The 12746-nt window shown below is 71.8% G+C and carries 13 protein-coding genes; 6 read left to right on the top strand and 7 right to left on the bottom strand.

Annotation, left to right across the window (positions count from 1 at the left end):
* Nucleotides 1-117 precede the first annotated feature (117 nt).
* The gene (gene ribA, locus NUT86_RS05050) at nt 118-798 is read left to right on the top strand and encodes a GTP cyclohydrolase II (RefSeq protein WP_093640227.1); all 681 of its coding nucleotides are present in this window, start codon (nt 118-120) and stop codon (nt 796-798) included.
* A 109-nt stretch (nt 799-907) separates the two neighbouring features.
* Here ribA and NUT86_RS05045 read toward each other — a convergent pair whose 3' ends face one another.
* Together NUT86_RS05045 and NUT86_RS05040 are read right to left on the bottom strand one after the other, a co-directional pair.
* Nucleotides 908-1657, bottom strand: coding sequence for a CbtA family protein (locus tag NUT86_RS05045; protein WP_018091692.1), 750 nt, complete (start codon nt 1655-1657; stop codon nt 908-910).
* A 15-nt stretch (nt 1658-1672) separates the two neighbouring features.
* The gene (locus tag NUT86_RS05040) at nt 1673-1891 is read right to left on the bottom strand and encodes a CbtB domain-containing protein (RefSeq protein ID WP_274733687.1); all 219 of its coding nucleotides are present in this window, start codon (nt 1889-1891) and stop codon (nt 1673-1675) included.
* A 307-nt stretch (nt 1892-2198) separates the two neighbouring features.
* Between NUT86_RS05040 and NUT86_RS05035 the strand changes: the two genes are divergently transcribed.
* Together NUT86_RS05035 and NUT86_RS05030 are read left to right on the top strand one after the other, a co-directional pair.
* Nucleotides 2199-2771, top strand: coding sequence for a histidine phosphatase family protein (locus tag NUT86_RS05035; RefSeq protein WP_274733685.1), 573 nt, complete (start codon nt 2199-2201; stop codon nt 2769-2771).
* A gap of 136 nt (nt 2772-2907) precedes the next feature.
* Nucleotides 2908-3348 carry an SPW repeat protein gene (locus NUT86_RS05030; RefSeq protein ID WP_026169986.1) on the top strand — a complete coding sequence of 147 codons (441 nt, stop codon included), beginning with the start codon at nt 2908-2910 and terminating at the stop codon, nt 3346-3348.
* A 136-nt stretch (nt 3349-3484) separates the two neighbouring features.
* Here NUT86_RS05030 and NUT86_RS05025 read toward each other — a convergent pair whose 3' ends face one another.
* Nucleotides 3485-3607 carry a hypothetical protein gene (locus tag NUT86_RS05025; RefSeq protein WP_266441979.1) on the bottom strand — a complete coding sequence of 41 codons (123 nt, stop codon included), beginning with the start codon at nt 3605-3607 and terminating at the stop codon, nt 3485-3487.
* A 337-nt stretch (nt 3608-3944) separates the two neighbouring features.
* Between NUT86_RS05025 and NUT86_RS05020 the strand changes: the two genes are divergently transcribed.
* The 3 genes from NUT86_RS05020 to NUT86_RS05010 all read left to right on the top strand — a co-directional run bounded on the left by NUT86_RS05020 (nt 3945) and on the right by NUT86_RS05010 (nt 9074).
* Nucleotides 3945-4985 (top strand): methyltransferase, encoded by a 1041-nt coding sequence (locus NUT86_RS05020; protein ID WP_274733681.1) that lies wholly within the window; start codon nt 3945-3947, stop codon nt 4983-4985.
* Nucleotides 4986-5114: 129 nt separating this feature from the next.
* A complete protein-coding gene (locus NUT86_RS05015; RefSeq protein WP_274733679.1) occupies nt 5115-6941 on the top strand; it encodes an alkyl/aryl-sulfatase in 1827 nt (608 codons plus the stop codon).
* A gap of 99 nt (nt 6942-7040) precedes the next feature.
* Complete coding sequence (locus NUT86_RS05010; RefSeq protein WP_018091699.1) at nt 7041-9074, top strand: ATP-binding protein; 2034 nt, start codon at nt 7041-7043, stop codon at nt 9072-9074.
* An 18-nt stretch (nt 9075-9092) separates the two neighbouring features.
* Here the strand turns inward: NUT86_RS05010 and NUT86_RS05005 are convergent, their stop codons facing one another.
* From NUT86_RS05005 to NUT86_RS04990, 4 genes are read right to left on the bottom strand one after another with little or no spacing between them, the layout of a single operon-like run.
* Entirely contained in the window at nt 9093-10133 is a 1041-nt protein-coding gene (locus NUT86_RS05005; RefSeq protein ID WP_274733675.1) for a serine hydrolase domain-containing protein, read from the bottom strand.
* Nucleotides 10130-11053 (bottom strand): DUF6895 family protein, encoded by a 924-nt coding sequence (locus NUT86_RS05000; protein ID WP_018091701.1) that lies wholly within the window; start codon nt 11051-11053, stop codon nt 10130-10132. Before NUT86_RS05000 ends, NUT86_RS05005 begins: the two co-directional genes overlap by 4 nt.
* Entirely contained in the window at nt 11050-12036 is a 987-nt protein-coding gene (locus NUT86_RS04995) for a DUF6895 family protein (RefSeq protein ID WP_274733673.1), read from the bottom strand. The genes NUT86_RS05000 and NUT86_RS04995 overlap by 4 nt, the downstream gene beginning before the upstream one ends.
* On the bottom strand, nt 12033-12734 hold the full coding sequence (locus NUT86_RS04990; RefSeq protein WP_229838366.1) for a hypothetical protein: 702 nt from the start codon (nt 12732-12734) through the stop codon (nt 12033-12035). Before NUT86_RS04990 ends, NUT86_RS04995 begins: the two co-directional genes overlap by 4 nt.
* Between the last annotated feature and the right edge of the window lie 12 nt (nt 12735-12746).

Below are 12746 nucleotides of genomic sequence, written 5' to 3'. Positions count from 1 at the left end.
GCGGCCTTTCGTCGCCGACTCTCGGAGTCGTGGTTGTCACGGCGTCGCAGCATACTTGTTGTCATTATGAGTGAGTTCTGCCGATCATTTACCCGCACGGGTACGATCGCGCCCATGATGGACCCCGAGGCCTCTGCCGGCCCTGACCTCCGTGTCGCAATCGATGATGCCCTCGGCCAAAAACCGGGCGTGGAACGGGTGGTGACGGCCAGGCTGCCCACGACCTATGGTGAATTTCTCGCCGTTGGCTATCTGGACCTCCGTAGCGGGATCGAGCAAGTGGCCCTGGTCCACGGCGATGTCGTGGGGGAGCAGGTGCTGACCCGGGTGCATTCGGAATGCCTGACCGGTGATGCCTTCGCCTCCACCCACTGTGAATGCGGCGACCAATTGTCCGCGGCGCTGCGCGCGATCGTGGCGGCGGGGCGCGGCATTCTCGTCTATCTCCAGGGCCATGAGGGCCGGGGTATCGGATTGCTGGCCAAGCTTCGCGCGATGAAGCTGCAGGAGGGCGGGCTGGACACGGTCGAGGCGAATATCGCGCTCGGGCTGCCGGTCGACGCCCGTGAGTACGGCGTCGCGGCGGAGATGCTGCAGGATCTCGGCGTCCGGTCCGTGCGGCTGCTGTCCAACAACCCGCGCAAGCGCGAGGCCCTGCTGCGGCACGGTATCGCCGTCGCCGAACAGGTCCCGCTGCTGATGCCGCCCGGTGTGGAGAACATCCGCTACCTCCGCGCCAAACGGGAGCGCCTGGACCACGATCTGCCGCATCTGGACGGCATACCCGGGCTGTCCTGACGTCCGCACGCGGCCGGACGGGGCACCCGCACGGCACCCCATGCCACGAGGGAGGGCTCACGACACGGAGTCGCGAGCCCTCCCTCGTGGGGTTGGGCCGGTCGGTGGGTCAGGAGACGGCGGGTGCCGCCTCGGCCGCGGTGGCCTCCTGCCGCGCCGGTACGACGCGCTCCGCGAGGTGACCGAAGATCAGCCCGAAGGCGGACCACAGCACCAGTTGGATGGCGAGCGCCGACAGCCGGAACTGCCACAGCAGCGTGCCGGGGAAGCCCTCGGGCACGTTGTCGTAGGCCGGAAGGAACGCATAGGCGAGGCCGATGGCGACCACGAACGCGGCGCCCGCCGCGACCGTGGCGTTCCAGTTGCCCAGCTTCGGAGCCAGCCGCCGGCCGAACATCGTGGCGGCGACGGCCAGCAGGATGCCGAGCAGCATCATCAGGAAGAACAGGGCGGTGCGGGTGCCGATCGTGTCGGGGTCGCCGACGGCAGGGGGATTGGCCGGGTACTTGAGGAACGGTACGAGGTAGACGGCTACCAGCGCCGCGCCGGAGAGCAGCGCTGCCGTGGTGCGGGCGCCGAACCGGCCGATCCGCCCGAGGGCGAAGGAGAAGACCAGTGCGGCGATCCCGCCGAGTGCCACGCCGTAGACCAGTACGCCGGTCGCCAGCCCCGCCGTGGACTGCACACCGCGGCTGACGACCTCCATCCCGTGTTCGTGGCTGTGTGCGTCCTCGAACGCGATGGCGGCGTCCACCTGCGGTTCGCCCAGCAGATAGGCGACGACAAGGGCCAGGAGACCGGCGGCCAGACCGGCGAGCATCCCGCGCACCAGGAGGTTTCTGACGGTGACGGAGTTCATGGGTGCGGCGTCCGATCAGTGGCAGGGGAAGCCGAGCAGGTGGCGCCCGTCGTGGACCCACTCGTGGACGTCCGTACCGGAGAGCAGCGAGGTGGCACCCTGCTCCGCGCCGATGAAGTACAGCAGGACCAGCATCAGGACGCCGGTGAACAGCGCCCACGGAGCGATTGCCTTGAGGGGGATCGGGGCCGGGGTGACGGTGCCGGTGGCCGGGGGTGCGATGGTCTGGGCCATGACAGGACCTCCTGTGCGGGGGAACTCGCGTCCCTGTTCGTTGGAGTGCGTAACGACATGCCGGGTCTGGCTCGCCCGGCCCCGGCCCTGAAGGGCTGGTAAAAACCGGACATACAGTGGCGCGACCGCGCCGGGATCCCACCGGCTTCCGTCATGTCGTCGTCAATATCATCGGGAAGGTACCGCGAACCGACCCCCCGGCCAAGGCCACGGTGGGGGCGGAGAGGCGCAGGACAGGGCGCGCCGTCCGGACAACTCCCTTGTGCGGGCAATGGGTTGCCGTCCCCGTGAAGCGAGAGAAGAGGACATGACAACTCGGGTGATGTTGGTCTCACCGGCCGCGGGCGAGGCCCAGCGTGAGGTGCGCTTCGACGACGACGGCCCGCTGAGCGAGTCGGGACTGCGCCGTGTCCGGGCCGTTGCCGGGGAGCTGCCGGCCGCGGGCCGGACCTTCGCCTCGCCCTCCGCCCGGTGCCGCCGCACGGCCGAGGAGCTCGGGCTGTCCGTGCTGCCCGCGGCGGAGCTGGCGGGCTGTGCGATGGGCGGCTGGCGCGGGCGGACCCTGGCCGAGGTCGCGGACGCCGAGCCGGCCGCGGTGGCCGGCTGGCTCTCGGACCCGGATTTCACCGGGCACGGCGGGGAGTCGCTGCGGCAGCTGTGCGACCGGATCGCGGGCTGGCTGACGGGGACGGCCCTGGAGGCGGGCCGGGTGCTGGCCGTCGTCGAACCGGATGTCGTGCGCGCCGCGGCGGTGTGCGCCCTGCGGGTCTCCCCGGACGCGTTCTGGCGGCTGGACGTGCCGCCGCTGACCGTGACCGAGCTGAGCGGCCGGGGCGGGCGCTGGAATCTGGGGCTGGGGCGGGAGCTGGGCCGCAGGTGACAGCGGTGCGGCGGTAAAGCTTTAAAATTCACCTGCCCCTTCATCTACACATAAAGGCGACATAAGCGCAGAATAAAGGTGCGCGGCCCGATGCCACGCGGAACGGCCAGGCTTGCGAACGAAGGAGGCGAGTCGCATGGCCGACGTCTCACACCCCAGGGGAGATCTCGCAGGTCACCCCGACGCTACTGAGATGCAGGCACGGTATGAGCGGGTGCTCGGCGGGCGTGATGTCGTGCTCGTCGACGGACCTGTGCTCCTGGTCGGCCTGTACTGCGCCGTCTCACCGTGGGTTCTCCACTTCGCCGCCGCACAGCCGGCGCTCGTGGCCCACAACCTCATTCTCGGTCTCGCGATCGCCCTGATGGCGGTCGGCTTCACCGTGACTCCTGAGCGGATGTACGGCCTGAGCGGCGCGATGTGCGCGATCGGCGTGTGGATGATCATCTCGCCGTGGATCGTCGGCAGCGCTCCGGACGCCGGCGTGATCTGGAACAACGTCATCATCGGTGTCCTGACCTTCCTGCTCGGCGCCATGTGTGTCGCCGCAGCGTCGAAGAGCCGCCGCGGCACCTGACCGCGCTCCCCACGGGGGCGTGAAAAGCCGCCGGTTGCTTGCCTCCCATGAGGGCAGGTGACCGGCGGCTGTGTGCGGGCGGGCGGTGCGGTGTGCGGCGCCAGGGCCTGTCCGGTGGATCAGGGTCCGGCAGGTCCTAGTCGCGACGGTCGCGGCCGATGGCGGAGAGCTGCCCCAGCAGCCCGGCCAGCACCAGCCCGCTCGCGAGGAGCAGGCCATGGGCCAGCGCGATACCGGCGGCCAGGGTGCAGGCCGCCACGGCCGGTGCCAGCCAGGCGAAGCGGTGGTGCGGACGTGGGCGGGCCGGGTGGCGTAAGGGCGGACGGGGGCGGGGGTGCGGGGCGGCATCGTGCCGGAACAGCTCGGTGAGCTCGCCGAAGGCGCGGTCGTGGTGCGGGGACAGGGGTGTCCCTCCTCTCCCGGTCGTGCGGACGGCCGCGCCGTGGAGGCAGGGCGAAGGGGAGCAGGGGCATTGCTCCGATGATCGCGCGAAGTTAGGGTTACCTAACTAGAGCGTCAAGGGTGCAGTGCCGCCTGCGTTGTTGTGCCCTGTCCCGCCCTACCCGTAACGCCGTTGACCAGAGAGGTGTCGCATCATGCCGCACGAGAACCAGCCGTCGGACGAGGCCCGGGGGACCCTGGTCCAGATCGCCTGCGGAGCGATGGCGACCTACACGGTGGGCGCCGCCGTCCGGCTGGGGGTCGTCGATCAGATCGCCGACGGCGCGCGGACCGCGGACGAACTGGCGGCGGAGTGCGCGGCCCACCCGCAGGCCATGGGCCGGTTGTTACGGACGCTGGCCGGTCTCGGACTGCTCGACGAGCGGGCCGGCGGCACCTTCACCGTCACCCCGGCCGGCGCCCTGCTGCGCAGTGACGGCCACCGGTCGCTGCACTCCTTCGTCCGGATGTTCAGCGACCCCACCATGCTCCGCGCCTGGGAGCGGCTGGACGAGAGTGTGCGTACCGGCGAGACCTCCTTCGACGCGGTCTTCGGCAAGGATTTCTTCGGCCACCTCGCCGAACAGCCGGAACTCTCCGCCGACTTCAACGCCGCGATGAGCGACGGCACCCGCGACACCGCCGCCGTACTGCCGTCGGCCTTCGACTTCGGCCGCTTCACGACCGTGGCCGACATCGGGGGCGGTGACGGCACCCTGCTCGCCGCGATCCTGCAGGCCCATCCGTCGCTCGGCGGCATCCTCTTCGACAGCGCGGAGGGCCTCGCCCAGGCCGGTACCAAGCTGGCGCGCGAGGGGCTGGCGGACCGCTGTTCCCTCGTGGCGGGGGACTTCTTCGCCACCGCCCCCGTGGGCGCCGACGTGTACCTCCTCAAGAGCGTGATCCATGACTGGAACGACGCGCAGTGCACGGACATCCTCCGCCACTGCCGCCGGGTCATCCCCGACGGCGGCCGCCTGCTGATCGTCGAGCCGGTGCTGCCGCCCGTGGTCGATGCCTCGGTGTCCGGGGTCGTCTACCTCAGTGACCTCAACATGCTGGTCAACGTCGGCGGCCGGGAGCGCACCCGGGACGACTTCGCGCAGCTGTGCCGTGGCGCGGGCTTCGAGATCCGTACGGTCACCCGGCTCCCGGAGCCCAGCCGCTTCAGCGTCATCGAGGCCGCGCCGGTGTGAGGCGGCAGTGGGGCGCCCGCGGGCGGGCCCGGCGGGCGCCCGCACGCATGCGACAACCCGGCACATTGGGTTAAATCGGTGACATGGGTCTTCCGACTGTGGCCCGTCGCCCCGGAGAGGTAGCGCCCCGTGACCGCTGTACCCGTGGATGACCACGAAGACTTCGCCGACGCCGACCGTGGCTTCATCGCCGCGCTCGACCCGCCCCAGGTCACCGCGGACGACGGCCGGGTGATCTGGGACGCGGAGGCCTATGGCTTCCTGGCCGGAAACTGCCCCGACACCGCCAACGAGAGCCTCTGGCGGCAGGGCCGGCTGGTGAGCCGGCAGGGTCTGTACGAGGTCACCGACGGTATCTACCAGGCCCGTGGTCTGGACCTCTCCCATATGACGCTGGTCGAAGGCGACCACGGTGTCATCGTCATCGACCCGCTGCTCTCCATCGAGACCGCCGCCGCGGCCCTGGAGCTCTACCGCAAATACCGCGGCGACCGGCCGGTCACCGGCCTGATCTACACCCACTCGCACGGTGCGCACTTCGGCGGCGGACGCGGTGTGCTGCCGCCCGGCCACCACCCCGTGCCGGTGCTCGCACCGGCCGGCTTCCTGGAGCACGCGGTCAGCGAGGGCATCTACGCCCGTACGGCGATGACCCGGCGCGCCGTCTACATGTACGGGTCGGAGCTCCCCAAGGGGCCGGACGGCCAGATCGGCTGCGGCCTGGGCGCCGCCCACTCCACCGGCACCGTGACCCTCATCCCGCCGACCGTCGACATCACCCGCACCGGCCAGGAGGAGATCGTCGACGGTATACGCATCGTCTTCCAGCTCACCCCGGGCACCGAGGCACCCGTGGAGATGAACTTCTGCTTCCCGGCGCACCAGGCCCTCTGCCTGGCCGAGAACGCCACCCACACCATGCACAACATCCTGACGCTGCGCGGCGGTGCCGTCCGTGACGCCCGGGCCTGGTCCCGCCACCTGGGCGAGGCGCTCGCCCTCTTCGGCGACGAGGCCGAGGTCGCCTTCGCCTCCCACCACTGGCCGACCTGGGGCAAGGACCGCGTCAGGGCCCTGCTGGCCAACCAGCGTGATCTGTACGCCTACCTGCACGACCAGACGCTGCGGCTGCTCAACGAGGGGCTCACCGGCGCCGAGATCGCCGAGGAGCTGCGGCTGCCGCCGGGCCTGGAGCGGGTCTGGGCCCACCACGGCTACTACGGCTCGCTCAGCCACAACGTCAAGGGGATCTACCAGCGCTACCTGGGCTGGTTCGACGGCAACCCCGCCCATCTGTGGGAGCATCCGCCGGCCGAACAGGCCCGACGCTATGTGGACACCCTGGGCGGCGTCGAGGCCACGGTGGACGCGGGCAAGCGGTACGCCGCCGACGGCGATCTGCGGTTCGCCGCCACCCTCCTCAACCATGCCGTCTTCGCCGCCCCGCAGAACCTCCGCGCCCGCCGCGCACTGGCCCTCGTCTACGAACGGCTGGGCTACGGCTGCGAGAACGGCACCTGGCGCAACGTCTACCTCACCGGCGCCATGGAACTGCGCGGCAGTCTCGCCGAGGCGGCGCCGGGCACCGTCCACCCCGACATCGCGATGGCGTTGACCGTCGACCAGCTCATCGACTCCCTCGCCATCCGCGTCGACGGCCCCCGGGCCTGGTCCACCGCGCTCACCCTCGACCTCTACCTCCCCGAAGAGGACCGCACCTGGCAGCTGACGCTCTCCCACGGGGCCCTCACCTACGTCAGTGCGCCCGGTGTCCCCACCCCGTCCGAGGACCGCACCCCCGATCTCACCCTCACCCTCACCAAGTCCCAGCTGCTCGGCCTGCTCACCGGCCAGGGACCGGGGGACGCCGCCCAGAACGGCGAGTCGGGGGCGCTGCACCAGCTCCTGGGCCTGCTCAGCACGCCGCATCCCACCTTCCCCGTCGTCACGCCCTGACGGAGAACGCCCCGGCCCGGCGGCCGGCCGTCAACCTCGCGCCCCGGCCCGCTGCCACCACCGGACCGCCGGACGCCTCGGCTGGGGCAAACTGGGCCGGTGGCGAGCAACATTCCCGAGGAGTCGACCAGCTTCGTCGGCCGGCAGGCCGAACTGCGGCGGATCGACAACGAGTTGACGGAGCACCGGCTGATCACTTTGACCGGCCCCGGTGGCGTGGGCAAGACCCGGATCGCGATGCGGGCCGCGCGTGCGGCGGCGGCCCGGTTTCCCGACGGGGTCTGCTGGGCCGATCTGTGGCCCTTGCAGGGGGACGGGCTGCTGGTGGCCAGCGTCTGCGATGCCGTCGGCCTGGCCGACCACACGGCGCGGACACCGGTGGCTGCGCTGTGCGAATGGCTCGCCGACAAACGGCTGCTGCTGGTGCTGGACTCCTGCGAACATCTCGTCGACGCCTGCCGTGACCTCCTCGGAGATCTGCTGACCGCCGCCCCCTCCGTGACCGTGCTGGTCACCAGCAGACAGCCGCTGGACCTCGTCGGCGAGTGGACCACCGAGATCGGTCCGCTGCCGTTCACCGGCGGCAACGACGCCCTGACCCTGTTCACCCAACGGGCCGGCGCCGCGGCCCCCGGACTACGGCTCACCACCCCGCTGGACGCGGAGGCCGCCGCCGTCATCTGCCGCCGCCTGGAAGGCATCCCGCTGGCCCTGGAGCTGGCCGGCGCCCAGCTGGCGCACAGTTCCGTCGAGCGGATCGCCGAGCGGCTCACCTCCCGCTTCGACGCCCTCGACCCGGCGGACGGACCGGTACGGCTGCCGCGGCACCGGACCCTGCGCTGCGCCATCGGCTGGAGCCATGAGCTGTGCGCACCGCTGGAACGGCTGCTGTGGGCCCGGCTTTCCGTCTTCCGCGGCACCTTCGACGAGGAGTCCGCCAGTGCCGTGTGCGCCGGGGGACCGCTCACCGGACCAGAGGTACGCAGCACGCTGGCCACCCTGGCCGCCAAGTCGGTGCTCACCCGCGAGGGCACACGCTTCCGCATGCTCGACACCCTGCGCGAGTACGGCCGGATGTGGCTGGCCGAGCTGGACGAGATGACCGCGCTCGCCGACCGGCACGCCGCGCACTTCGCCGACTTCGGCCGCCGCGCCGAGCTGGGCTGGCTGGGGCCCGAACAGGTCAGCTGGTACCGCCGGGTCGCCGACGCCCATGTCGACCTGTGCACCGCACTGGACCACCTCCTGGTCACCGACCCGGAACGCGCCCAGGAACTCAGCGCCTCGATCAGCCTCTTCTGGAGCTGCTGCGGCCATCTGCACGAGGCCCGCAACTACGTGGCCCGCGCCCTCGCCGCGCAGCCGGCCCCGAGCCCGGCCCGCACCCGGGCGCTGTGGGCGCTCGGCGTCGCCGTACTGCTCCAGGGTGATCTGGCGCTGGCCGACGCCCTGGGCGGGGAGTGCGCCCGCGCCGCGCGGACGTCCGACGACGCGGAGGCGGTACTCGCGGCCGGCTACCTTATCGGCCTCACCCATCTCATCGCCGGCCGCCCGATGTCCGCACACACCGTCGCGGAACAGGTGCTGGGCCCGCCGCCGTACGACCCCTTCGACTCTCCCGGGCGGCTGCGCTGCCATCTCGTACAGATCTTCGCGCTCACCGGCCTGGGGGAGCTGGCCCGGGCCCGCGCCGAGGCGACCGCACTGCGCCGCGGCTGTGTGGAGCGCGGCGAATACTGGACCCGCTCCTACACCGACTACCAGCTCTCCCTGATCTCGCTGTTCCAGGGCCGCCCCGAGGAGTCAGCGGACCACGCCCGCGCGATGCTCGCGGCCAAGCAGGGCATCGGCGACAAATTCGGGATCGCGCTCGGCCTGGATCTGCTCGCGGCCGCGGTCGCGGCCCAGGGCGACGGCGCCGCGGCCGCCCGCGTCTACGGCAGCGGCCAGGCCATCTGGCGCACGGTCGGACATCCGCAGCGCGGCACCCCGGAACTGCGCGCCGTACGCGAGGAGTGCGAGCAGCGGGCCCGGGCGGCGATCGGCGACGAGGCGTATACGGAGCTCTTCCACCGGGCCAGCGAGGAACGCCCCGGGACCTCGCTCGCGCGGATCCTGGCGGGCGATCTGTGACCGGCGGCGAGGCCCGGTTCAGGGCGAGGGGTCGGCGGCCAGCGTGTACAGCAGCTCGTAGGCGGTGTTGATCATGTGGCAGGTGCGGCCGCGGCGGGTGGCCAGCGCGACCAGGCCGGTGTGCGACGCCGGGTGGTAGCCGAGGAACGCCTGCTGGCCGAAGGTCGCCCCGACATGGAAGAGCAGCGGCCCGCGCGCGGCGGGGTGCTGATACCACGTCAGGGTATGGGTGTCGCGCTTCCGCCAGCCGCGGCGCAGCTGCGGCACCTGGACATCGCGCAGCGGCCCGGCCAGTGGTGTCTCCCCGGGGGAGAGGTGCGCTTCGAGATAGGTGAGCAGATCACCGGGGGTGGCACGGACCGACCCGGCGGCGATGAAGGCTCCCATGTCGGCGCTGCGCACCGGCGTCACCCCATTGGTCCGGTGGCCGATGGCGTCGGTGCCGGTGGTGCCCGGGCCCAGGGTCGTGTCGGTGAGCTTGAGGGGGCTCAGCACCCGGTCGGTGAGCAGAGCGGGGTAGCCGGCACCCGCCGCACGGGACATGGCCGGGCCGAGCAGCGCCAGCCCGAAGTTGGAGTAACGCCAGCGGGTGCCCGGCTCGTTCCGCGGCCGGGTCCGGGCGAAGGTGTGCAGCAGACGCTCCGTGTCGTAGCGGGCATAGCCATTGGCGTACGGGTGCACCAGCGCACCGGCGATCAGATCGGCGGGGATCCGCGGCAGCCCGGAGGTGTGGGTGGCCAGATGCCGCAGGGCGATCCGGCGTGAGGTCGGATGCGGCAGCGGCAGGTCCGGCAGGTGGGCGACGAGCGGATCGTCCAGGGACAGCACACCGGTCCGGGCCAGTTCGGCGAGCAGCAGCACGGTGAAGGTCTTGGACAGCGACCCCAGCTCGTAGCGCAGGGCATGACGGGGCGTGGGCGGTGCCATGGCCGAACCGCCGGTCATCACGGTCCGCCGGCCGCGCCGGGTGACGGCCAGCACGATGTCCGGGGCGTCGATCAGGGTGACCGCGTCCGCGAGACGGTCGGCGAGCGCGGGTCCGGGGCGGTCGGGGCTCATCCGACGGCGGACAGGGCCCGGGAAGTGGCCATCGCGGAGGCGAACGCGGCGACCAGGGTGGGGTGGTGGACCAGATCGAAGACCCGCGCGGCGTCGCCCTGCGGCATCCGGCGCTGGATGGGCATCGCGCCGGTGGCCGACTGCGCGGCGGCGTACCGCTCCCACAGCTCCGCGTCCAGGGTGGGCAGCGGCAGGCAGGCGTCGACGACGAGGAGTTCGCCGAGCAGATCCCAGTGTTCGAGGTCCGCCCAGTCCTCCATCCAGGCGGGCAGATAGCGCGTCAGGTAGTCGGCGATGGCCGGCGGGATGCGCTCGGGGGCCTCGCCCCAATTGGTCAGGTGGAAGACGGTGTGGGTGAGGTCGTAGGCGATGTGCAGCTGCACCGTCCACGGCTCCGGCAGCTGCCCCAGCCAGGTGCGCGCCACCGCCTGGTCGAAGTCGCTGCTGGGCGGCAGGCCGAGCTTGCGCTCCGCGTTGAGCACACCGAGCCGCCGGTTGGGCATCATCTCCAGCGCCGTCCAGGTGGTGGTGCGCCGGCACACCTCCAGCGCGGACTCCAGCCCCGGATGACGGTGGCCCAGTTCGTGGAAGGTCGCATAGACCTCCAGGGGCACCGGGGAGATCGGCTCGTCGTGCTGCAGCCGGGCCAGTACGTTGCCGCCGTCCAGCAGCTCCCGCCAGGCGAAGTCCAGCAGCTTCCCGGCCCGCTCCTTCTGCCGGGAGCCGGCCACGCCCTCCCGGAAGAGCACATGCATATTGAGCGCCAGCTCCCCGATGGGCTTGAGCCGCTCGACGACCGCGCCATTGCTGGCGAAGTCGTCGGGGGTCAGCCGGAAGTGCTCACGGTGGTCGTCGAGCCAGCTCAGGGCCCGGTCGCCGACACCGTGCAGCAGGGCGGGGGATGCGGCCGTCACGGTCACGGGGCAGTCTCGCTTTCGCAGGGAGTGGTCCGCCCGCCCGCCATCGCCGCGTTCCCGGCCGGGGGACCGGCCTCGGCCTCGTCGGAGGCGATACGGGCGAGGGTGGCGGCGAACGCGGTCACCAGGGTGGAGTGGTAGCAGGCCGTGAACGCCTCGGCCCGGTCGCCCGTGGACGGTGCGGCACCCAGCTCGGGCACACTGCCGTCGGCCGCCTGGGCGCCGGCCAGCCGCTGCCAGGCCACCGCTTCGTAGGGAGCCGCGGGCAGACAGGCCGTCACGGCCAGCAACTCGCCCACCAGGTCCCACAGTTGTTCCTCCAGCCAGTTCTCCAGCCAGGAGGGGACCCACAGCCGCAGGTAGTCGGCGAGTTCGGGGGACAGCCGCTGCCGGTTGCGCCCCCAGTCGGTGAGGTGGAAGACGTCGTGGGTGATGCCGTACGCCGCCTTGCGGTCCAGCGCCCAGGGCTCCGGCAGCCGGCCGAGACCGGTCAGGGCGAGCACGGAGCCGAAGTCGGCGTGCTGGCGCAGGCCGGTCCGCCGCTCCGCGTTGAGCACGCCGAGCGTACGGGTGTGGTCCTCACGGGCCACCCGCCAGCCGCGCAGCCGCGTCGTGGTCCGCGTCAGCGCATCGGCCTCGGCATGGCGCAGCCCGGCCTGGGCGAAGACCCCGTAGAGCTCCACCGGATAGGTGGCGAACGGCTCACCGCGGATCAGCTCGGCGAACAGCTCACCGTCGCGGGTCTCGTTCCAGGCGAACGCGAAGAGGCCGCGGGCCGTCTGCCGGATGTCGTCCCGCGGGTGCAGCACTCCGATCAGCTGGGTCAGTTCGGCCAGCTCACCGAGTGGTTTGAGGGTCAGATTGGGATCGGCGTCCGTGGTCACGTTCGGGGGCAGGCGGAAGAAGGGGCGCGCCTCGTCCAGCCACCCCAGGCTGTCGCGGACCATCCGGTCCAACAGCCCGGGGTCGCCCCGGCCCCCGGTCACCAACCCCGTCCGTAGAAGCGCTGTGCGGCCACGGCATGCAGCGTCACCCGGGGATCACCGCCACCCATTTGGCGGACGAACGCCAGCCCGCTGTCGAGCCCCAGGGTCTGCGGTGCCTCGGGCAGCCGGGCGAGCCAGCGGCCCAGACCGGCCGCCTGCAGCCAGTCCCGGCGGCGGACCGCCCGGACGAAGCCGCGGGCCAGATCGTCGGTGCGGGTGGCCAGCTGCTCGGCGAGACCGGGCGCCAGCCCGGGCAGGGCGAGCGCGGCGAGCTGAGACACCCGATGAGAGAGCTTGGGCCAGGGGTCGTGGTCGACCCATCCGGCCGCGGCCTCGGGCGGCTGCGGCCAGTGCGGTGCGCTTCCGGGGAGAAACGCATGCGAGGCCTCGACCAGGCCCCGGTAGCTCCACACCGAGACCTCCGAGGCGTCCGCTCCCGGCGGATAGGCCGCGAGCGCCTGCCGGACCACCGCTTCGTCGTCCGCGCCAACGGGCGACCCGATGTGGTCCATTGCGTACGGCGCGAGTGCATCGGCGCCGAGCACCCGGATGGCGGCCGGAGCCAGTGCATCGCTCTGCCGCAAGATGCCGGACAACGCATAAGGGTCGCCCTCACCCCGCAGGGCGAGGGCGACCCCGGTTGCGGCATCGGCAATCACAGCGCTCAGCGGGACTGCTCCCTGCGTCTGTTCAGCCAACGCTTTCCCCTT

The sequence above is a fragment of the Streptomyces sp. G7(2002) genome, from assembly GCF_028870195.1.
In the GTDB taxonomy this organism is placed as follows: Bacteria; Actinomycetota; Actinomycetes; order Streptomycetales; family Streptomycetaceae; genus Streptomyces; species Streptomyces nigrescens.
This window is presented reverse-complemented; position numbering and strand designations above follow the sequence as displayed.

What these genes read in the sequence shown, in the direction of transcription:
- ribA (WP_093640227.1), top strand. Translation starts at nt 118, where the DNA reads ATGGACCCCGAGGCCTCTGCCGGCCCTGACCTCCGTGTCGCAATCGAT.
- NUT86_RS05045 (WP_018091692.1), bottom strand. Translation starts at nt 1,657, where the DNA reads ATGAACTCCGTCACCGTCAGAAACCTCCTGGTGCGCGGGATGCTCGCC.
- NUT86_RS05040 (WP_274733687.1), bottom strand. Translation starts at nt 1,891, where the DNA reads ATGGCCCAGACCATCGCACCCCCGGCCACCGGCACCGTCACCCCGGCC.
- NUT86_RS05035 (WP_274733685.1), top strand. Translation starts at nt 2,199, where the DNA reads ATGACAACTCGGGTGATGTTGGTCTCACCGGCCGCGGGCGAGGCCCAG.
- NUT86_RS05030 (WP_026169986.1), top strand. Translation starts at nt 2,908, where the DNA reads ATGGCCGACGTCTCACACCCCAGGGGAGATCTCGCAGGTCACCCCGAC.
- NUT86_RS05020 (WP_274733681.1), top strand. Translation starts at nt 3,945, where the DNA reads ATGCCGCACGAGAACCAGCCGTCGGACGAGGCCCGGGGGACCCTGGTC.
- NUT86_RS05005 (WP_274733675.1), bottom strand. Translation starts at nt 10,133, where the DNA reads ATGAGCCCCGACCGCCCCGGACCCGCGCTCGCCGACCGTCTCGCGGAC.